The organism is Actinoplanes sp. CA-030573 (genome assembly GCF_050951115.1).
Classification (GTDB): domain Bacteria; phylum Actinomycetota; class Actinomycetes; order Mycobacteriales; family Micromonosporaceae; genus Actinoplanes.
Window position 1 is genome coordinate 8001555 of record NZ_CP192038.1, and the last position, 19815, is coordinate 8021369.

17 protein-coding genes are annotated in these 19815 nt (G+C 72.6%); 8 read left to right on the top strand and 9 right to left on the bottom strand.

Features of this window, described 5'->3' with window-relative positions; all coding sequences use genetic code 11:
* The first annotated feature begins 125 nt into the window (after positions 1–125).
* The 4 genes from ACQP2F_RS36860 to ACQP2F_RS36875 are packed head-to-tail and all read left to right on the top strand — an operon-like array spanning position 126 to position 7328.
* Entirely contained in the window at positions 126–2705 is a 2580-nt protein-coding gene (locus tag ACQP2F_RS36860) for a glutamate--cysteine ligase (RefSeq protein WP_433295833.1), read from the top strand.
* 19 nt (positions 2706–2724) lie between these two features.
* Positions 2725–4491 (top strand): N-acetylglutaminylglutamine amidotransferase, encoded by a 1767-nt coding sequence (locus ACQP2F_RS36865; RefSeq protein WP_433295835.1) that lies wholly within the window; start codon positions 2725–2727, stop codon positions 4489–4491.
* Entirely contained in the window at positions 4491–6266 is a 1776-nt protein-coding gene (locus ACQP2F_RS36870) for a S9 family peptidase (protein ID WP_433295837.1), read from the top strand. The genes ACQP2F_RS36865 and ACQP2F_RS36870 overlap by 1 nt, the downstream gene beginning before the upstream one ends.
* Before the next feature lie 9 nt (positions 6267–6275).
* Positions 6276–7328 carry a winged helix DNA-binding domain-containing protein gene (locus tag ACQP2F_RS36875; protein ID WP_433295839.1) on the top strand — a complete coding sequence of 351 codons (1053 nt, stop codon included), beginning with the start codon at positions 6276–6278 and terminating at the stop codon, positions 7326–7328.
* Here the strand turns inward: ACQP2F_RS36875 and ACQP2F_RS36880 are convergent.
* The gene (locus ACQP2F_RS36880) at positions 7314–7874 is read right to left on the bottom strand and encodes a TetR/AcrR family transcriptional regulator (RefSeq protein ID WP_433295841.1); all 561 of its coding nucleotides are present in this window, start codon (positions 7872–7874) and stop codon (positions 7314–7316) included. The two genes, ACQP2F_RS36875 and ACQP2F_RS36880, sit on opposite strands and share 15 nt — an antisense overlap.
* Before the next feature lie 94 nt (positions 7875–7968).
* Between ACQP2F_RS36880 and ACQP2F_RS36885 the strand changes: the two genes are divergently transcribed.
* Positions 7969–8889, top strand: coding sequence for an LLM class flavin-dependent oxidoreductase (locus ACQP2F_RS36885; RefSeq protein ID WP_433295843.1), 921 nt, complete (start codon positions 7969–7971; stop codon positions 8887–8889).
* On the opposite strand, the gene ACQP2F_RS36890 is transcribed toward ACQP2F_RS36885, so the two are convergent.
* From ACQP2F_RS36890 to ACQP2F_RS36900, 3 genes are all read right to left on the bottom strand, one after another.
* Positions 8883–10175, bottom strand: coding sequence for a calcium-binding protein (locus ACQP2F_RS36890; RefSeq protein WP_433295845.1), 1293 nt, complete (start codon positions 10173–10175; stop codon positions 8883–8885). The two genes, ACQP2F_RS36885 and ACQP2F_RS36890, sit on opposite strands and share 7 nt — an antisense overlap.
* A 111-nt stretch (positions 10176–10286) precedes the next feature.
* Complete coding sequence (locus ACQP2F_RS36895) at positions 10287–10574, bottom strand: hypothetical protein (RefSeq protein ID WP_433295847.1); 288 nt, start codon at positions 10572–10574, stop codon at positions 10287–10289.
* Entirely contained in the window at positions 10511–11191 is a 681-nt protein-coding gene (locus tag ACQP2F_RS36900) for a sigma-70 family RNA polymerase sigma factor (protein WP_433295849.1), read from the bottom strand. Before ACQP2F_RS36900 ends, ACQP2F_RS36895 begins: the two co-directional genes overlap by 64 nt.
* A 116-nt stretch (positions 11192–11307) precedes the next feature.
* Between ACQP2F_RS36900 and ACQP2F_RS36905 the strand changes: the two genes are divergently transcribed.
* The 3 genes from ACQP2F_RS36905 to ACQP2F_RS36915 are packed head-to-tail and all read left to right on the top strand — an operon-like array spanning position 11308 to position 13993.
* Positions 11308–12660 carry an MFS transporter gene (locus ACQP2F_RS36905; RefSeq protein ID WP_433295851.1) on the top strand — a complete coding sequence of 451 codons (1353 nt, stop codon included), beginning with the start codon at positions 11308–11310 and terminating at the stop codon, positions 12658–12660.
* 14 nt (positions 12661–12674) lie between these two features.
* Positions 12675–13487 (top strand): hypothetical protein, encoded by an 813-nt coding sequence (locus ACQP2F_RS36910; protein ID WP_433295853.1) that lies wholly within the window; start codon positions 12675–12677, stop codon positions 13485–13487.
* A 5-nt stretch (positions 13488–13492) separates the two neighbouring features.
* The gene (locus ACQP2F_RS36915; RefSeq protein ID WP_433295855.1) at positions 13493–13993 is read left to right on the top strand and encodes a mycothiol transferase; all 501 of its coding nucleotides are present in this window, start codon (positions 13493–13495) and stop codon (positions 13991–13993) included.
* Between the two features lie 19 nt (positions 13994–14012).
* Here ACQP2F_RS36915 and ACQP2F_RS36920 read toward each other — a convergent pair whose 3' ends face one another.
* From ACQP2F_RS36920 to ACQP2F_RS36940, 5 genes are read right to left on the bottom strand one after another with little or no spacing between them, the layout of a single operon-like run.
* Positions 14013–14675, bottom strand: a complete 663-nt coding sequence (locus ACQP2F_RS36920; protein WP_433295857.1) for a hypothetical protein — start codon at positions 14673–14675, stop codon at positions 14013–14015.
* Positions 14676–14710: 35 nt separating this feature from the next.
* Positions 14711–15469: a class I SAM-dependent methyltransferase gene (locus ACQP2F_RS36925; RefSeq protein ID WP_433295859.1), complete on the bottom strand. Its 759-nt coding sequence runs from the start codon at positions 15467–15469 to the stop codon at positions 14711–14713.
* Positions 15470–15511: 42 nt separating this feature from the next.
* Complete coding sequence (locus ACQP2F_RS36930) at positions 15512–16975, bottom strand: ATP-binding protein (protein ID WP_433295861.1); 1464 nt, start codon at positions 16973–16975, stop codon at positions 15512–15514.
* Positions 16975–18633, bottom strand: coding sequence for an FAD-dependent oxidoreductase (locus ACQP2F_RS36935; RefSeq protein WP_433295863.1), 1659 nt, complete (start codon positions 18631–18633; stop codon positions 16975–16977). Before ACQP2F_RS36935 ends, ACQP2F_RS36930 begins: the two co-directional genes overlap by 1 nt.
* 3 nt (positions 18634–18636) lie before the next feature.
* On the bottom strand, positions 18637–19794 hold the full coding sequence (locus ACQP2F_RS36940) for an NAD(+)/NADH kinase (protein WP_433295865.1): 1158 nt from the start codon (positions 19792–19794) through the stop codon (positions 18637–18639).
* Between the last annotated feature and the right edge of the window lie 21 nt (positions 19795–19815).

Sequence of the window (19815 nt, forward strand, 5' to 3'; positions counted from 1 at the left end):
CGAGGACTCGCCCGGGGCGATGCTTGGTCGGAGCAGGAAATGGGCACGTCACATGTTCGGCACATTCGATGGCGAGGCTCCGGACGAAAGAGCAGCCAGCACCGGCACACATAGGCGGGATCGACATGACGGAGTCTCTTCCCCAGGAGCGCAGCGCCTCCGCGAAGGAGCACGACCTCACGCTCGGCGTCGAGGAGGAGCTGCACGTCGTCGACCTGGTCACCCGCGAGCTGGTGCCGCGGGCACCGGAGGCGCTGGCCCGGCTCGACCCCGACCACTTCTCGGCCGAGCTGCACCGCTCGGTGGTCGAGACCAACACCCCGGTCGCGACCACCCTGGACGACCTGCGCGACGGCATCGCCGGGCTGCGGCGCGAGGCGATCGGCGTGGCCGAGTCGCTCGGGCTCGGCCTGGTGGCCGCGGGCACGGTCCCGCTCGTCGACCTCGAGTCACTCCCCGTGACGCCCACGTCGCGGTACCGGCGGATGCTCGACGACTACCAGCTGCTGGCCCGCGAGCAGCTGATCTGCGGCGCGCAGGTGCACGTGGGCGTGCCCGACCGGGACGAGGCGGTCGCGGTCACCCAGCGGGTCACGAGCGAGCTGCCGGTGCTGCTCGCGCTGTCGACCAGCTCGCCGTACTGGATGGGTGAGGACTCCGGCTACGCCAGCGTGCGGTCGCTGGTCTGGATGCGCTGGCCGACCGCCGGCGACCCGGGTGAGCTGCGCTCCGCCCAGGAGCACGACGAGCTGGTGGCCGACCTGATCGCCTCGGGCACGATCACCGACCCGAAGATGGTCTATTTCGACGTACGGCCGTCGGCGCACCTGCCCACGGTCGAGCTGCGGGTGACCGACTCGAGCCCGGACGTGGACACGGTGGTGCTGATTGCCGGCCTGTTCCGGGCCCTGGTGCTGCGCGCCCGGCAGGAGCACCGATCCGGAGAGATCCTCAAGAAGACCCACCCTCCCCTGCATCGAGCGGCGATGTGGCGGGCCGCCCGGTCGGGTCTCGAGGGCGACCTGCTCGACCTGCCGCGGAGCCCGGCGCCGGTCCCGGCCGCGACCGCGGTCGAGCGGCTGGTCGGCGACCTCCGGCCGCAGCTGGAGGAGCTGGGCGACTGGGACCAGGTGTTCGACCTGTCGGTGCGGGCGCTGAGCCGGGGAAGCTCGGCCGCGCGGCAGCGCCGGGCCATGACCCGGCGCGGCCGGATCTCCGACGTGGTGGACCTGCTGGTGGCGGACACGCGCGGCGGGGCGACCGGGATCGGTCCGGAAGGGCAGTCGGTGCCGGCGGGGCTGTTCCCGTACGGGATGGAGGGCGACGAGGCCTTCCCGGGCGGTGACGTCTCCCCGGCGTACGCGGGAATCCTGAATGTCCTGACCGCCCTCGGCTCGGCCGGCCTGCGCCGCCGCGAGGACGTCCGCGACGACGAGCAGCGCGCCCGCGGCATCACCTTCAGCGTGGCCGGCGAGGCCTCGACCCGGCTGTTCCCGTTCGACCTGGTGCCGCGGATCGTGCCGGCCGGCGACTGGGAGCGGCTGGGCGCCGGGCTGGTGCAGCGGGTGCGGGCGCTCGACCGCTTCGTGAGCGACGTCTACGGCGAGCGGGCGGTGGTCCGCGACGGCGTGGTGCCGGAGTGGGTGATCGACGGCTCGCCCGAGCTGCGGCCGAGCGGCGCGCTGGTCGGGCACGACGGGGTGCGGGCCCAGGTGGCCGGCGTCGACCTGGTGCGGGATGTGGACGGCAACTGGTGCGTGCTCGAGGACAACCTGCGGGTGCCCTCCGGGATCGCCTACGCCATGCAGAACCGGCGGCTCACCGAGAGCGTGCTGCCCGAGCTGCCGATGCCGGAGGGGCTGCTCTCGATCGAGGGCACGCCCGGGCTGCTGCTGCGGGCGCTGCGCGACTCGGCCCGGCCGTCGGCGGGCGACGACCCGGCGGTGGTGGTGCTGAGCCAGGGACCGGACGACTCGGCGTGGTTCGAGCACAAGATGCTGGCCGAGGAGATGGGCGTGCCGGTCATCCGCAGCACCGAGCTGTTCGTCGAGGGCACCCGCGTCTTCCGGCTGCGGAACGGCAAGCGCTACCCGGTCGACGTCATCTACCTGCGGACGGACGAGGACAGCCTGGTGCACTCGCCGGGCGCGGACGGCATGCCGCTCGGCCCGAGCCTGGTGGCCGCGCTGCACGCGGACACGATCACGCTGGCCAACGCGCTGGGCAACGGCATCGGTGACGACAAGGCGGTGTACGCGTACGTGCCGCGCCTGATCGAGTACTACCTCGGCGAGAAGCCGTTGCTGTCCGACGTCCCGACCTATCTCTGCGGCATCCCCGAGCAGCGGGAGGAGGTGCTCGCCCGCCTCGACCAGCTGGTCTGCAAGCCGGTGGACGGCTACGGCGGCGACCGCATCGTGATCGGTCCGCATGCCACCCCGGAGGACCTTTCGGCCGTACGCCGCCAGATCGTCACCGCCCCGCACCGGTGGGTCGCGCAGGAGGTCGTCCGGCTCTCCACCCACCCGGTCTTCGACGGCCACCAGCTCGCGGCCCGCCACGTCGACCTGCGCGCCTTCGTGTTCAGCGGCCGCGAGTCGGTGGTGGCGCCGGCCGCGCTCACCCGCGTCGCCCCGGCCGGGAGCATGATCGTCAATTCCTCGCGAGGGGGTGGCTCCAAGGACACCTGGCTGCTGTCCCACTGACCATCGCCGAAGGAGAGACATGTGTGGAATCGCCGGTGAGATCCGGTTCGACTCGCGGCCGGCCGACCAGGAGGCGGTACGGCGGATGCTGCCCCGCCTGGAGTCGCGCGGCCCGGACGGGGAAGGCCGGTTCGCCCGCGGCCCGGTCGCGTTCGGCCACCGCCGCCTGAAGATCATCGACCTCTCGGACGCCGGCGGGCAGCCCATGACCGATCCGGAGCTGGGGCTGACCCTGGTCTTCAACGGCTGCATCTACAACTATCGGCAGCTTCGGGACGAGCTCACCTCGTACGGCTACCGGTTCTTCTCCACGTCGGACACCGAGGTGATCATCAAGGCCTTCCACCGATGGGGTTCCGCGTGCGTGCGGCGCTTCCTCGGGATGTTCGCGTTCGCGATCCTGTCGCACGAGACCGGCGAGGTGACGCTGGCCCGCGACCGGCTCGGCATCAAGCCGCTCTACCTCGGCGAGACGCCGGGCCGGCTGCGGTTCGCCTCGACGCTGCCCGCCCTGCTGGCCGCCGGCGACGTCGACACGTCGATCGACAAGGTGGCGCTGCAGCACTACATGACGTTCCACTCGGTGGTGCCCGCCCCGCGGACGATCATCAACGGGGTCCGGAAGCTGCCGCCCGCCACCATTCGGACCGTTCGCCCCGACGGCACCTTCACCGAGGAGGTCTACTGGGAAGCGTCCTTCACCCGTTCGGTGTCCGCCGACGACTGGCCGGCGATCATCCACGAGAAGCTCGCCGAGGCGGTACGCCGGCGGATGGTGGCCGACGTGCCGGTCGGGGTGCTGCTCTCCGGCGGCATCGACTCCAGCTACATCGTGGCGCTGCTGGCCGAGCAGGGTCAGCGCGGGCTCACCACGTTCAGCATCGGGTTCGAGGCGGCCGGCGGCGAGAGCGGCGACGAGTTCGCCTACTCCGACCTGGTGGCCAAGCAGTTCGACACCGACCACCACCAGATCCGGATCGGCCGCGACCGGTTCCTGCCGGCGGTGGATCGCACGGTCGCGGCCATGAGCGAGCCGATGGTCAGCCACGACTGCATCGCGTTCAACCTGCTCAGCGAGGACGTGGCGAAGCAGGTCAAGGTGGTGCAGTCGGGTCAGGGCGCGGACGAGATCCTGGCCGGGTACAGCTGGTATCCCCCGCTCGCCGGCGTGCGCCGGGACGCGGCCGTCGACGCGTACGCCCGGGAGTTCTTCGATCGCCCGCACGCCGAGCTGGCCACCCAGCTCAACCCGGAATGGCTGCTCGGCGACGACGTCAGCCGGGAGTTCGTGGCCGCGAGCTTCGCCCGGCCCGGCGCCGAGACCGCGGTCGACGCGGCGTTGCGGCTGGACTCGCAGGTGATGCTGGTCGACGATCCGGTCAAACGGGTCGACAACATGACGATGGCGTGGGGGCTCGAGGCCCGGGTGCCGTTCCTCGACCACGAGCTGGTCGAGCTGGCCGCGGCCTGCCCGCCCGAGCTGAAGCTGGCGCACGGCGGCAAGGGGGTGCTCAAGGAGGCGGCCCGTGGGGTGGTGCCGGACGAGGTGATCGACCGGACCAAGGGCTACTTCCCGGTGCCCGGCATCCGGCACCTGGCCGGGCCGATGCTGGAGAGGGTCCGCGACGCGCTGCACGCGCCGGCCGCCCGCGAGCGGGCGCTGTTCCGGCCGGAGTACGTCGATCGGCTGCTGGCCGACCCGAACACGCCGCGCACCACGCTCGGCGCCAACCAGCTGTGGCAGCTGGCCCTGTTGGAGATGTGGTTGCAGGACAAGGGGATCTGATGGCGGGTGCGCTCAACCGGATGGACGTCGCCGTGCTGCCGGTGAGCTGGACTCTCCCGCCCGAGGCCGGTGGCAGCTGGTCGCCGGCCCTCTCCCCCGACGGCGGGCATTGCGCGTACGTGTCGGACCGTGGCGGGCGCCCGCAGGTGTGGGTGCAGCCGGTCGGCAGCGATCTCGCGTTCCTGGTCGACACCGGGCCCGCCGCGGTCGTCGGCGTGCAGTGGTCGAGCGGCGGCGGCTGGCTGGCGTGCGAGCTGGCGCCGGGCGGCGCGCCCCGGCACGAGGTCTGGCTGGTGCGCCCGGACGGCTCCGAGCTGCATCAGGTGGCCGGCTTCGACGCCGACACCGCCGGGAACATGCGCTGGCTGCCCGGCCGCTCGCTGCTGGCGGTGACCGAGAACCTGGCGACCGCCCGGCTCGTCGACCCGGTGGCCGGCTCGCGCACGGTGGTGGCGAAGGGCCGGCTGATCTCGCTGCTCGACGTGGCCGACGACCGCGCGCTGCTGCGGCTCGGGCCGCGGGGCGCCCGCCGGATCGTCGTGCGCGACCTGCGGTCGGGCGAGGACACCCCGGTGGCGCTGGGTGAGCAGGCGGTGTTCGCGCCGGACGGCTCGGTCTACGCGCGGTCGGAGGCGGGCGAGTTCCCGGCCCTGATCCGGGTCGCGCCGGACGGTGGCGTACAGGTGGTGGCGGCCGCGGCGCGGGCCGAGGTCGAGGCGTTCGCGCTGGTGCCGGACGGGTCGGCGGTGGCGGTGCTGTGGAACGTGCGCGGCGGCGAGAGCGAGGTCGAGCTGATCGACCTGCCGGCCGGGACGCGGCGCCGGGTCACGCCCCGGCCCGGGACGGTGGTGTCGGACATCGGGTGGAGCTTCGACGGGTCGGGGCTGGCCTTCGCGGCCGAGGGGCCGGGGCAGCCGTACGGGGTGTGGGTGCACTCCGGCGAGCAGGTGCGGGCGGTGTCGGCGGCGCCGGCCGCGGCCGGGTCGGTGCCGCCCACGCTGGAGACGTTCCCCGGGCACGACGGGCTCGAGCTCAGCGGCTGGCTGTTCCGGCCGGCCGGTGACGGGCCGCATCCGGCCGTGATCTGGCTGCACGGCGGCCCCGAGGCGCAGGAGCGGCCGGGGCACAGTCCGCTGTTCCAGGCCCTGGTGCGGGCCGGGATCGCCGTCTTCGCGGCCAACGTGCGCGGCTCGTCGGGCTTCGGGAAGACCTTCGTCAACGCCGACAACGGGGCTCTCCGGTATGCCGCCATCGAGGACGTCCGGTCCTGCGTGCGCTACCTGATCGACTCCGAGGTCGCCGACGGATCGCGGGTCGGGTGCATGGGGCGGTCGTACGGCGGCTACCTCACGCTGGCCGCGCTGACCACGTTCCCCGAGCTCTTCGCGGTCGGCGTCGACATCTGCGGCATGTCGAACTTCGCGACGTTCTACCAGTTCACCGAGCCGTGGATCGCGGCCGCCGCGGTGTCGAAGTACGGCGACCCGGTGACCGACGCCGACCTGCTGCGCGACCTGTCCCCGCTCACCCACATCGACCGCCTGCGGGCGCCGTTGCTGATCGTCCACGGCGAGAACGACTCGAACGTGCCGGTGATCGAGGCGGCCCAGGTCGCCGCCGCCCTGGCCGAGCGCGACGTGCCGCACCGGTACCTGCTCTTCGCCGGCGAGGGCCACGAGCTGCTGAACAGCACGTCCCGGGCCGAGTTCCTGCACGAGACCGTCGAGTGGCTGACCCGCTATTTGCGGCCGGAACCTGACCGCAAAGGGTTCTAGCCTGGCCGCATGACCACGTTGAGCCGCCGGGCCCTGGGCCGGGCCACGCTCGCCCGGCAGCTCCTGTTGGAACGGCACACCCGGCCCGTCCTCGACGCGATCGAGGCTCTGGGTGGCATGCAGGCCCAGGCCCCGCTCGCTCCGTACGTGGGCCTGTGGACCCGCCTCGCCGGCTTCGACCCCGCCGAGCTGTCGAAGCTGACCGAGGAACGCCGGGTGGTCCGCACCCACCTCATGCGGGCGACCGTCCACCTGGTCAGCGCCCGCGACTGCCTCGACTGGCAGCTCCATTTCCGGGCCCGGCACGCCGGTTCGATCGCCCCGCTCGTCCGCGGACTCGACGTCGACCGCGCGGAGCTGCGCGCGGAGGCGACCCGGCTGCTGACCGCGCGGCCGCGCACGCGGGCCGAGCTGGGCCGGCTGCTGCGGACTCGATGGCCGGACGCCGAACCGGGCGCGCTGGCGTTCGCGGCGGCGCAGGAGGTGCCGATCTCCCAGGTGCCGCCGCGCGGGGTGTGGGGGCGCACCGGGCCGGCGGCGTGGACGCCGGTGGAGTCATGGCTGGGCGAGCCGCTGCGGGTGACCCCGGTCGACGATCTGGTACTGCGGGCCCTGGCGGCGTTCGGACCGGCGAGCGTCGCCGACCTGCAGATGTGGTCGGGGCTGACCCGCCTCGCCAAGGTGGTCGCGCGGCTGCCGCTGATCCGGTTCACGACCGAGGACGGCCGGGCGGTGTTCGACCTGCCGGACGCGCCCCGGCCGGACGAGGACGTGCCGGCGCCGCCCCGGTTCCTGCCCGAGTACGACAATCTGCTGCTCGCCCACGCCGATCGCACGCGCTTCAACCCGGCCCGGCGACGGGTCCCGCTGCCGCCGGGGCCGGGCGCCACGACCGGCACGTTCCTGGTCGACGGCGAGTGGCAGGGCACGTGGCAGCTGCTCGACCGGGAGATGGTGCTCCGGCCGTACGGGCGCGTGGATTTTGATCCGCTCCTCGCGGAAGCCGCCCGCCTGCGCGATTTCCTGGCACCCGGCGCGCCGGTCCGGCTAGTGGACGAGTAGGCCGTCGACCAGCAGACCGGCCAGCCGGCGGGCGTCGTAGCGAGGGTCCTTGCCGGCGCCGATGCAGAGGTTGCCGACGCCGTACATCAGCTCGAAGGCGCCGGTGCCGGGACGGATCTCTCCCGCCCGCGCCGCGGCGTCCAGCAGCGTGGCGCAGACCGGCACCAACCGGTCGAGGAAGTACGCGTGCAGGCTCTGGAAGGCGGCGTCGTCGGACTGGAGCGCCTCGGCCAGGCCGTGCTTGGTAACCAGGAAGTCGACGAACAAGTCGATCCACTTCGCCAGCGCCCGGTGCGCGGTCGGGCCCGCCGCCAGCAGCGCCGGCCCGGCCTCGGCGGTCGACTCGACCTGGTGGCGGTAGACGGCGACGACCAGGTCGGCCCGGGTCGGGAAGTGCCGGTAGATCGTCGCGACGCCGACACCGGCCCGCGCGGCGATGTCACGCACCGGCGCCCCGACGCCCTGCGCCACGAACTCGGCGGCGGCCGCGTCCAGCAGCGACTGCTTGTTGCGGCGCGCGTCCTTCCGCTTCGGCTCCTCGCTCACCCGGACCCCTTCTTTACAAAACGGAACCTGGTTCCGTATTGTCGAAACGGAACGAGGTTCCGCTTCAGGACATGCTAACCCGGAGGGACGATCCATGCGGATCGGAATCATGACGGCGCCCATGCAGGTCGGCTACCAGGACATCCTGCGGGTCTGGGCGGAGGCGGACGGCATCGCCGAGATCGAGCACGCCTGGCTCTTCGACCACCTCATGCCGATCGGCGGCGACCCGGATGGGCCGATCCTGGAGGGCTGGACGCTGCTGTCGGCGCTCGCGGCCCGGACCGAGCGGCTGCGCCTCGGACTGCTGGTGACCAGCAACCGCTTCCGGCCACCGGCGGTGCTCGCGAAGATCGCCACGACCGTCGACGTGGTCTCCGGCGGCCGGCTCGACTTCGGCATCGGGGCCGGCTCGCGGCCGGGTCATCCGCTGGCCCGGCGCGAGTACGCCGGCTACGGGCTGCCCTACCACGACTTCGGGCACTCGGTGTCGGCCCTGGCCGAGGGGCTGACCGTGATCCGGAAACTGTGGACCTCGGCCGAGCCGTTCGACTTCGACGGCGAGTTCGTGCGGCTGGAGGGGGCCTTCGGCAATCCCAAGCCGGTGCAGCGGCCGCATCCGCCGATCATGATCGGTGGGCGGTCGGCCAAGCTGCTGCGGGTGGTGGCCGAGCACGCCGACCTGTGGAACGTCCCGGGCGGCGACCTCGACGACTGCATCGAGCGCAGCGCGCTGCTCGACCGCTACTGCGCCGAGATCGGCCGCGACCCGGCCGCGATCACCCGCGCGATGGTCCTGCCGGCCTCCTACGACCAGCCGGCCGCGACCCGGGAGGCGATGAGCCGGGCGCTCGAGGCCGGCTTCGACCACCTGGTGCTGAGCCTGGAGCCGCCCTACCCGGCCGGCGTCGCCCGCTGGGTGGCGGACGAGCTCATCCGGCCGGTGGGCTGGTCGACCGGGTCGACGGCCGGCCTCGCCGAGCCGGCAGCCGGCGGCAGCTCCGGCGCTTACTGAACGGTCTCGCAGTTGACGGTCGTGCCCCGGGCGTCGGACAGCTTGCAGTAGTCACCCGCGTCGGTGCCGTTGTCGCCGCCGTCCAGGGCGTCGACCTCCGACGCGGTAGGGAAGAGCGGGGTGTCGCCGAGCAGGCGGTCGTCGCCGCCCAAGCCGGCGATCCGGTCGTCGCCGTGGCCGCCGAAGATCTCGTTCGCGGCGTCGTTTCCGGTCAGCAGGTCGTCGCCGAGGCCGCCGTTGAGATTCTCGATGCCGATCAGCGAGTCGTGCTCACCGGCCACGCCATCGTCGCCCAGCTCGTCGTCCAGGTCGGCGGTCACCGGGGCGGTACGGCCGCCGTAGTTGAACCGGTCGGCGCCGGCCCCGCCGTCGGCGTAGTCGGCGCCGGTCGAGCCGGTCAGAGTGTCGTCGCCGTCGCCGCCGTACAGCATGTCGTCGCCGCCGTACAGCGCGTTTTCGTCGCCGTCGCCCTTCACGAGATCGTTGCCGGCGCCGCCGTCGATGGTGTCGTCACCGCCGTCGCCCTCGAGGTAGTCGTCACCGGCCGACCCGCTCACGGCGTCGTCCCCGGCACCGCCCAGGATGGTGTCGTTGCCGTCTTCGCCGTAAAGCTTGTCCGCTCCGTCGGAGCCGGAGATGCCGTCGTCGCCCCCGTCGCCGTGGAGGCTGTCGCCCCCGTCGGCGGTCGTCAGGCTGTCGTTGCCGAGGTCGCCGTGCAGATTGTCGTTACCCGTGCCGGCCGCGACGCTGTCGCGGCCGTTGCCGCCGGAGACGAAGTCGTTGCCGGGGCCGCCGCTGACGGTGTCGTCGCCGTCATGGCCGTAGACCCGGTCGTTCCCGGTGCCGCCCTCGACCTGGTCGTTACCCCCGCGACCCTGGAGGAAATCGGCATCGCCCTCGCCGGCCAGCCGGTCGCCCGCCGTCCGGGAGCCGACGAGAGTGTCGTCGCCGCGGTTGCCGTAGGCCAGCATGCCGTAGCCGCTGTCGTCGGTGATGACGTCATCGCCGTCCCCGGCGTAGACGACGACGGGAAGCGCGGCCGGCGTGCCGGTGAACGTGCAGGTGACCTTCGTGGCGTCGCCGGCGACCGCGGCGCAGCCCGTGCCGGCCGTGATCGGGAAGTCGTCGTCGAACGTCACGACCCGGCCGGCGGCCGTGATCCGGATGGTGTTGCGCTGCCCGTCCCCGGCGGTGAGCCGGATGTCCCCGGGCCCGTAGAGCCGGGCGATCGACGTGGTGGCGGCGAGCGCGGGAGTGGGCGTGAGCGCTACTCCCAGCGCGGTCACGGCGAAGACGGCACCAGCCGAGCGCCTGAGGTGCATGCGGTTCCCCCGACTGCCGATCTTGAGGTGGACGCCTGACAGTAGATCAAGATCGACCCGGCGTGGGGGCCGCCCTCAGGTGGCGGCGGGGAACAGCGTCACCGCGAGGATTCCGGTCGGCGTGGTGGTCAGGACCGCGATCCCGTACGGCGTTCCGTGCCACGTGGCGAGCGCGGCCGGCTGGGCGTTGACGACCGCCGGGGTCATCCGCCAATCGCCGGGGGCGCCCATCGACGGGCCGGCGAAGGCCAGGCAGGCGTCGCGGCCGCGGGCCACCACGGGCGAGCCGGCCTGCTCGATCAGGGCGTCGGCCCGCAGGATCTCGCGGAACGCGACCGGGTCGGCCGCCTCCCACGCCGCCATGTAGCGGCCGAGCAGCTCGCGCGAGCGGGGGTCGTCCGGCTCCAGCACGTCGTCGCGGCCGGGGCCACCGCGTCCATCCGGGCCCGGGCCCGCTGCAGGGCGCTCTTCACCGCCGGGACCGACAGTTCGAGGATCTCGCCGGTCTCGGCCGCCGAGAACGCCAGCACCTCGCGCAGCAGCAGCACCGCGCGCTGGCGGGGCGGCAGGTGCTGGATGCCGGCGATGAAGGCGAGCCGGACGCCCTCGCGGGCGGTCACCGAGTCGGCGGGGTCGGCCGGGAACGGGCCGACCCAGTCGACGGCGTCGGCCACCGCCTCCGACGACGGCAGGGCGCGCCGCTTACGGCCGTCGAGCGCGGTGAGGCAGGCGTTGGTGGCGATCCGGTACAGCCAGGTGCGTACGGACGCCCGCCCGTCGAAGCCCGGCCACCCCCGCAGCGCGCGCAGATAGGTCTCCTGCACCACGTCCTCGGCGTCGTCGCGCACGCCGAGCATCCGGTACGCGTGCGCCAGCAACCCGCGTCGTTCCCGCTCGAACGCGTCGGTCAGGGTGGTGGCCTCGTCGATGGCATCCATGGTGGTGCAGACCGGCCGGGACCGCGAAAGGAATCGGGTCACCCGTTCGGTACGTGAGCAGGCGCACGTGTGGCCTGGGCCGCGATCCGTTGCCCCGGCGCGAACCGGAGAGAAGGCTTGGCCCGGTACGCGAGTGCCAGCGAGATGGAAGGCGAACCATGCCCCTGCGACCCGGCCGACGGGCCTGGGCGGTATGGGCCGCCGGGCTCGCCGCGTACATCATGGCGGTGTTGCACCGCACCTCGCTCGGGGTGGCGGGGCTGGACGCGCAGGAGCGGTTCCACATCGGCGCCGGCGCGCTCGCCTCGTTCGCGGTGCTGCAGCTTCTCGTCTACGCCGGCCTGCAGGTGCCGGTCGGGCTTCTGCTCGACCGGTTCGGCTCGCTGCGCCTGGTGGTGACCGGTGGCCTGATCATGGCGGTCGGGCAGGCGCTGATGGCGACGGCGGACGGCGTCGGCGGCGCGGTCCTGGCCCGGGTGCTGGTCGGCGCGGGCGACGCGATGACGTTCATCAGCGTGCTGCGCCTGGTCCCGGGCTGGTTCCCGGCCCGGCGCGTCCCGGTCGTGACCCAGCTGACCGGGCTCGTCGGACAGGCCGGGCAGGTGCTTTCGGCCGTACCGCTGGCGGCTCTGCTCGCCGGTCCCGGCTGGACCACGGCGTTTCTCGGCGCCGCCGGCACCGGCGTCTTCGTGGTGCTGGCCGCGACCGCCGCCCTGCGGGACACGCCGGAGCGGAAGATCAGCCGGGGTGCGCCGATCACCATGCGTCAGCTCGGCGCCGACCTGGCCGGCGCGTGGCGGCACCCGGGCACCCGGCTCGGGCTGTGGTCGCACTTCACCACCCAGTTCACCGGCACGGTCTTCGCGCTGATGTGGGGCTTCCCGTTCCTCATCGCCGGCGAGGGCCTCGACCGGGAGACGGCCAGCACGCTGCTCACGCTGTTCGTGCTGGTCGGTATGGCAGCCGGGCCGCTGATCGGGGTTATGGTGCAGAGGCACCCGCTGCGCCGGTCGTGGCTGGTGCTGGGCATCGTGGGGATGAACGCGGGCGCGTGGGCGATGGTGCTCGCGTGGCCGGGTCACGCGCCGCTGGCCGTGCTGGTGACGCTGGTGGTCGCGCTGGGGCTCGGCGGTCCCGGTTCGATGATCGGCTTCGACTATGCGCGTACGTTCAACCCGCCGAGCCGCCTCGGGACGGCGACCGGGGTGGTCAACGTCGGTGGCTTCGTGGCGTCGCTGGTCAGCATCGAGCTGATCGGGCTGATCCTGGACGCCCGCACCGGCGGACACGCCGACTACGACATCGGTGACTTCAAGATCGCGATGAGCGCGCAATATCTCATCTTCGCGATCGGGCTCGTCGCGATCCTGCGTAACCGCAGGCTGGCCCGGCGGCACCTGGCCGCCGAGGGCATCGTGGTGCGGCCGCTGCGCGAGGTCCTGGCCGAGCGCCGGGGTTTAGCAAGCGGCCGTGCGGTAAAGGCGAGTAGCTCACCGGGGAGACCGAAGTAAGGGCCGAGGAGGACATGACTGAGCACGCACCGGACCGGATCTGGTCCGGCATCGACATTCCCAAGACCATCGCCGGTGTGCTGGCCGCGCTGTCCGCGGCGGTGATCGGCTCGTTCCTGGGCGTCGCGGGCACGCTCGCCGGGGCCGCCGTGGCCAGCCTGATCGGCTCGGTCGGCACCGAGATCTACCAACGCTCGATCCAGCGAGGCCACCAGAAGCTGGTCGGCACGTTCACGGCGGCTCCGGCCGCGGTGGGCACGCCGCCGGTCGCGGCCGCCGCCGACACCACGGTCGCCCTGCCGGCCATGGACGCGTCCCCCAAGAAGATCCGCTGGAAGCGGGTGGCGCTGGTGGCGGGCGCACTGTTCGTCCTGGCCTTGGGCACGCTCACGGTCGCGGAGCTGATCTCCGGCAAGTCGATCGCGGACGCGACCCGGGGCGGGACGGGAGACCGCTCGACGATCTCCAGCATCCTGGGGGACGACAGCGGCAAGTCCGACAAATCAGATAAGTCGACGCCGACGCCGTCGGAGTCGGCCTCGCCCAGCGCGACGTCGACCGACCAGCCCGGCCAGCAGGCGACCACCGAGGCGCCGACGCCCAGCGGCAACGCGACGAGCCCGGCCCCCGCCTCCACGGAAGCGCCGGCGACCGATGCGCCCACCCAAAATCCGACCGGCACCAGCGGCGGAGACGCCGGCGGCGGCACCGGCAGCGGGACCGGCTCCGGCTCCGGCGGCGGCTCCGGCTCCGGTAGCGGCTCCGGTTCCGGCATCGCGCCCCAGAAGGGCGCGGATACTCAGAACCCGGACAACGGGACGGAGTAAGCAGCATGAATGCCAAGGACATCCTGACCGAGGGGCTCGGGCGGATTCCCGATCTCGTGCACACCGCCGTGCACGACCTCACCCCCGACCAGCTGCGCTGGTCGCCGGCGCCGGGGGCGAACTCGATCGGCTGGCTGGTCTGGCATCTGACCCGGGTGCAGGACGATCACGTGGCCGACCTGATCGGCGACGAGCAGATCTACCTGACCGGTGACTGGGCGCCCCGGTTCGGCCTCAAGGCCGACCCGTCCGACACCGGCTACGGTCACCGCCCCAACCAGATCACGCAGGTCGTCCCGGAGAGCGCGCAGGTGCTCGAGGACTACTACCGGGCCGTCCACGAGCGCACGCTCTCGTACATCGCCGGGCTCAGCGAGGCCGACCTCGACCGGGTGGTGGACACCGCCTGGGACCCGCCGGTCACGCTGGGCGTGCGGCTGGTCAGCGTCATCGACGACGACGCGCAGCACGCGGGCCAGGCCGCCTACGTGCGCGGCCTGCTCTGAGCGGGCCGGTTCCCACGGGTCAGCCCACCGGGAGGCACTTGTTCGCGTTCGCGACCTGTCGCTGCTCCCGGTGGGCGCCCTTGCCGTCGAGGCGGTAGCGGTAGGTGAAGGTCAGATCGGGACACGCGTTGTTGCTGTGCTCGTCGACCCCGTACGCCTTGATCACCACCGCGCCGCCGTCGACCCGCAGCGAGACCACCCACGGCTGGTCGTCCGGCCCGACGTCGGCGAGCAGCGTGGCGAGGCGCCTCGGCGAGGTGGCGGGCGAGGCGCCGTCGAAGATCTCCACGGTGGAGGGCCAGTAGGAGGTCTGCGCCTCGCAGCTGCGGGCGACCAGGGCGTCGTGCGTGCCGTCGCGGTTGACGTCCCCGGTGATCACCTTCTGGACGACCGGTTTCTGGCCCGCGTTCGGGCAGGGCATGACCAGCTTCTTCCAGTCGGCGTCGGTGCCGAGGCCGGCCAGCATGTCGCCGTCGCCGGGGTCCGAGGTCCGGGTCGGGCTCGCGACCGGCTTTCCGCCGCCGGCGCCGTCACCCTCGCCGTCGCCGGGATCCGAGGTCGGGGTCGCGGCCGCTTTCGACGAGCCGGCGGGCGCGGCCGTGGTGGCCGACGGCGAGGTGGTCGCCTGGGTGGTGCAGCCGGCGAGCAGGACAAGGGCGGCAAGGGGAAGAACGCGCTTCATGCCGCACAGCGTAGGAATCTTGCGGGAGCGCTCCCTCACACGTTCGTGCCAACGAGCCGGTAGACCGAGACGTGCGAGCCGGACTCCGCCGTGAACTCCGCGCCCGACCAGTCGGCGTGCCGCGACTCCAGCTCGAAGCCGGCCAGCTGGGCCATCAGGTCGAGCTCGGCCGGCCAGATGTAGCGGTGCGGGGTGCGGTAGACCTTGGCCTCGCGGCCGCCGTCGACCCGCTCGTCGAAGCGGAAGTGATGCGAGACGACGTGCTGCCGCAGCGGGTCGTAGGTGTCGACCAGGATGTAACCGGGCTCGGTCACCGTCGCCACGCCGCCGAGGCCGGGCGCCAGCTCACGCAGCTGGGGCACCCACAGCTCGATCACGAAACGGCCGCCCGGCTCGAGGTGGCGCGCGGCGTTGCGGAAGCAGGCGACCTGCTCGGCCTGGGTCAGCAGGTTGGAGATCGTGTTGAAGACCAGGTAGGCGAGGGTGAAACGGCCGGGCGCCGTGGCCGTGGCCATGTCGCCGGCGATCACCGGGATCTCGGCCTCGCCCACCTTGGTCCGCAACTGGTCAATCATGGCGGGCGAGAGCTCGATGCCGGTGACCGGCACCCCGGCGTTCGCCAGCGGAATCGCCACCCGCCCGGTGCCGATCGCCAGCTCGAGCGCGGCGCCCGCCCCCGCCAGCGCGGCGAGCCGATCGACCGTCGGCCCGAGCACCTCGGGGGCGAACATGCCCTCGCCTGGCGTGTCGTAGCGCCGGGCGGCGTCGGCGTCCCACAGCAGGTCCTGTCGCACGCCGTTCACGATCCCCCGGCCGTACGCGCAAGGTCCAACGATTTAGGCCGACGCCGGCTCGGCCACCGGAAGCCGCACCATGAACCGGGTGTCGCCGGGCTTCGAGTCGAGGACGATGTCGCCGCCGTGGCCGTTGACCACGATGCGGTAGGAGATGTCGAGGCCGAGACCGGTGCCCTCGCCGACCGGCTTGGTGGTGAAGAAGGGCTCGAAGACCCGCTTCTTGAGGTCCTCCGGTACGCCGGGGCCGGTGTCGCCGATCGAGACGACCACGTGGTCGTCCTCCCGGTACGTCTTGATCGTCAGGGTGCCGACGCCGTTCATGGCCTGGACCGCGTTGTCGATCAGGTTCGTCCAGACCTGGTTGAGCTCGGCCGGGTGGGCCGGGATCTGCGGCAGCGACCGGTCGAAGTCCTTGACGACCTTGATCCCCTCACCGATCTTGTGGTTGAGCATGACCAGCGTCGACTTCAGCCCGCCGTGCACGTCGATCCACTGGTGCGCGGCCCGGTCCATCTGCGAGTACTGCTTGGCCGCGTTGACCAGCGACGACACCCGGCCGGTGGCGTCCTCGATGTCGCTCATCAACTGCTCGGTCTCGAGCGCGTACCCGAGCCAGTGGATGGCCTGGTCGAGCAGCTCGGGCGAGCCGACCCGGGTCTTGATCTCGTCGAGGCAGTCGATGTCGAGCCCGGCCTGGGCGAAGACCGGCGCCAGGTCCCAGCCGCCGGTGACGTCGTGCTCGTCCATCCAGTCGCCGAGCTCGTCCTCGCGGTCGGCGGTCTGCATGGCGGTGAGCGACGGCGCCTTGGCCGCCCGCTCGATCACGTCCTCCTGCAGCTCGACCAGCGCCACGAGCCGGTCGGTCGGCACCTTGCCGGCGGCCAGCATGCCGAGCTTGTGCCGCATGCCGGCGACCCGCTGGCGCAGGGCGGCGGCGGCCCGGGAGGCGGCCGCGGCCGGGTTGTTCAGCTCGTGCATGAGCCCGGCCGAGAGCGCGCCGAGCGCCGCCAGCCGCTGCCGCTCGCTGATCGCCGCGGCCGTGCTGCGCATGCCCAGGGTCAGGCCCTCGAGCAGGTGGATCGCCATCGGGAACCACTCGCGCATCATGTGCCCGAAGTCGGCCGCCGACATCACGAAGAAGTCGGCGTCGTCGAGCGCGCGCATGGACGCCATGTAGTTGCGGGGCACGCCGTCGTCGCGCAGGTAGGCCTGGGTCGCGCCCATGTAGACGCCGCGCTGCTCGGTGCGGGTCGTCTGCACCTCGTCCTGCCCGACCTTGCGGGTCAGCGCGATGGTGCCGCTGAGCAGCACGAAGAACTGGTCGGCCGGGTCGCCCTCGCGGATCACCACGCCGCCCGCGGGCATGTGCATGGTGCAGCCGTGTGCGGCGATCCAGGCCAGCTGCTCGTCGGTCAGCTTCTCGAACAGGAACAGGGTGCGCAGCTCGTCCGGAGTGAGCGCGCCCGGGTCGCACGGGACGAGGACGGGGGTTTCGTCGGTCATTACTGCGCCTCCAGGTAACGATGGACCAGCGTGACGGCCATCGCGCCCTCGCCGACCGCCGAGGCCACCCGCTTGACCGAGTTGGCCCGGACGTCGCCGGCGGCGAAGATGCCAGGAACACTGCTCTCCAGGTAGAACGGATCGCGGTCCCGATCCCATCCCTTCGGCCGGGATCCGCTCGCGAGCAGGTCCGGCCCGGTGTAGACGAAGCCCTTGCCGTCGCGCTCCACGGTCTCGCCCAGCCAGTCGGTGCGCGGCTCGGCGCCGATGAAGACGAACAGCGCCCCGCACTCGACCGTCGTCTCCAGCGTGCCCTTGTTCTCGCAGATGGTGATGGCCTGCAGGTGGCCCTCGCCGTGCGCCGCGATCACCTCGCAGTTGGTGCGCACCTCGATGTTCTCGGTGCGGTTCAGCTGCTGGATCAGGTAGTACGACATGGACGACTCGAGCGACTGGCCGCGGACCAGCAGGGTGACCTTCTTGGCGTACCGGGCGAAGAACAGCGCCGCCTGGCCGGCCGAGTTCGCCCCGCCGACGATGTAGACGTCGGCGCCGGCGCAGGCCGGGCCCTCGGTCGAGGCCGAGCCGTAGTAGACGCCGGAGCCGGTGAGCCGGGCGATGCCGTCGGCCGCGAGCGGGCGGTACGCCACGCCCGTCGCCAGCACGATCGAGTGCGCCGACACCTCGCCGCCGTCGGCGAACGTCAGCGTGCGGGCCGAGCCGTCCAGCCGCAGGCCGGTGACCTCGCGGGTGTTGAGCACCTCGGCCTCGAACTTGCCGGCCTGCCGCCGCGCCCGGTCGGTGAGCTGGGCGCCGGAGATGCCGTCCGGGAAGCCCAGATAGTTCTCGATGCGCGAGCTCTGGCCGGCCTGGCCACCGACCGCCTGCCGCTCGACCAGCAGCGTCTTGAGACCCTCGGAGGCGCCGTACACCGCGGCGCCGAGCCCGGCCGGCCCGCCACCCACGATGATCAGGTCGTAGAAGTCGCGGCCCGGCGTGGTGGTGAGCCCGGCCGCCTCGGCGACCTCGGTCGTGCTCGGCTGGGCCATCGCCCGGCCGTCGGCGGTGACCACCAGCGGCACCGACTCGGGGCCGACGCCGGCCGCCTCGAGCAGACGACGGCCCTCCGGCTCGTCGGCGGCGAGCCACCGGTACGGCACCAGGTTGCGGGCCAGGAAGTCGCGCAGCTGGTACGACGGCTCGCTCCAGCGGTGCCCGACGACGCGGATGTCCTCGACCTCGCGGTCGCCGGTGGCCTGCCAGGCGTCGAGCAGGGCGTCGATCACCGGGTAGAGCTTCTCCTCCGGCGGGTCCCAGGGCTTGAGCAGATAGTGGTCGACGTCGACCACGTTGATCGCCTGGATCGCGGCGTCGGTGTCGGCGTACGCCGTAAGCAGCGCGCGCCGGGCGTTGGGGAACAGGTCCATCGCCTGCTCCAGGAACTCGATGCCGTTCATCTGCGGCATCCGGTAGTCGGCGAGCATGACGGCGACCCGGCCGCCGCGCAGCTTGATCTCGCGGAGCGCTTCCAGCGCCTCGGCCGCCGAGGAGGCCCGCAGGATGCGGTACTCCTCGCCGTACTTGCGGCGCAGGTCGCGAGCGATCGCCCGGGAGACCGAGGGGTCGTCGTCGACGGTCAGGATGGCGGGATGGCCCATGTGTCAAACCCCATCTGATAGCAGGTCGGAGTACTCCGGGTGACGTTCCAGGTAGCCGGTGACGAACGGACAGGTGGCGATGACCGGGGTGGCGCGGGCGCGGGCGTCCTCGAGGGCGGCCGAGGCGAGCCGGCCGGCCAGCCCCTGACCGGAGAAGGTCTGCTCGATCTCGGTGTGCATCAGCTCGATCAGGCCGCCGTGCCGCCGGTAGTGCAGCACCCCGGCGACCTCGCCGCCGAGCAGGATCTCGTAGCGCTGGCGCTCGAAGCTGTCGACCACCACCGCGCTGTCGGCCGGGTCGGCCGGGCCGACCTGGGCGCTGCCCTCGACCCGCAGCTTGCGGCGGGCCCGCTCGTAGAACGAGGTGTTGCCGAGCCGTACCACCTGGGCGGCGGCCGGCACCGGCTCGATCTCCAGCTTGTCCTCCGGCCCCGCGTGGCCCTCGATGATGCCGTCGACCTCGATCGCGAGCCGGCCGCTCGGCGAGAGCACCGCGAGCTCGAGCCGCTCGCTGAGCGCGAGCATGAGCGAGCGGTTGAACGAGGAGTGCGCGGCCGAGGCGCTGACGATCAGGCCTTCGACGTTGGGCGAGACGATCGGGCCGCCGGCCGAGAACGAGTACGCGGTGGAGCCCGTCGGCGTCGACACGATCACCGCGTCGGCCGCGTAGTTGACGAAGCTCTTGCCCTCGACACAGATGCCGACCGCCGCCAGTCCGTCGCCCGGCACCCGTACCAGCGCGATGTCGTTGAAGGCCGAGACCTCCTTGCCGTCCGGCAGCACCGTGCGCACCGCCGTGCGCGACTCGATGGTGAACCGGTGCTCGTCGATCGCGGAGAGCGCGCCGGCCAGATCGGGCAGGTCGACCTCGGCCAGGAAGCCCAGCCGGCCCACGTTGACGCCGAGCACCGGGGTCTTGCGGCCCTCGACCAGGCGCATCGTGCGCAGCATGGTGCCGTCGCCGCCCAGGCTGACCAGCAGGCCGGCCCGCTCGACCATCTCCTCCTGGGTGACGGCCACCGCCTCGCAGTCGATCCGGTTGATCTCGTCGTGCAGGCCGAGCACGGTCACCCCGCGCCGGTTGGCCCACGCCACGATGGCGTCGATCGCCGAGCCGCAGTCGCGGCGCGGGTGCAGCACCAGCCCGACGACTTTGATCATGCCCATGGCCCCGTGTCCCAT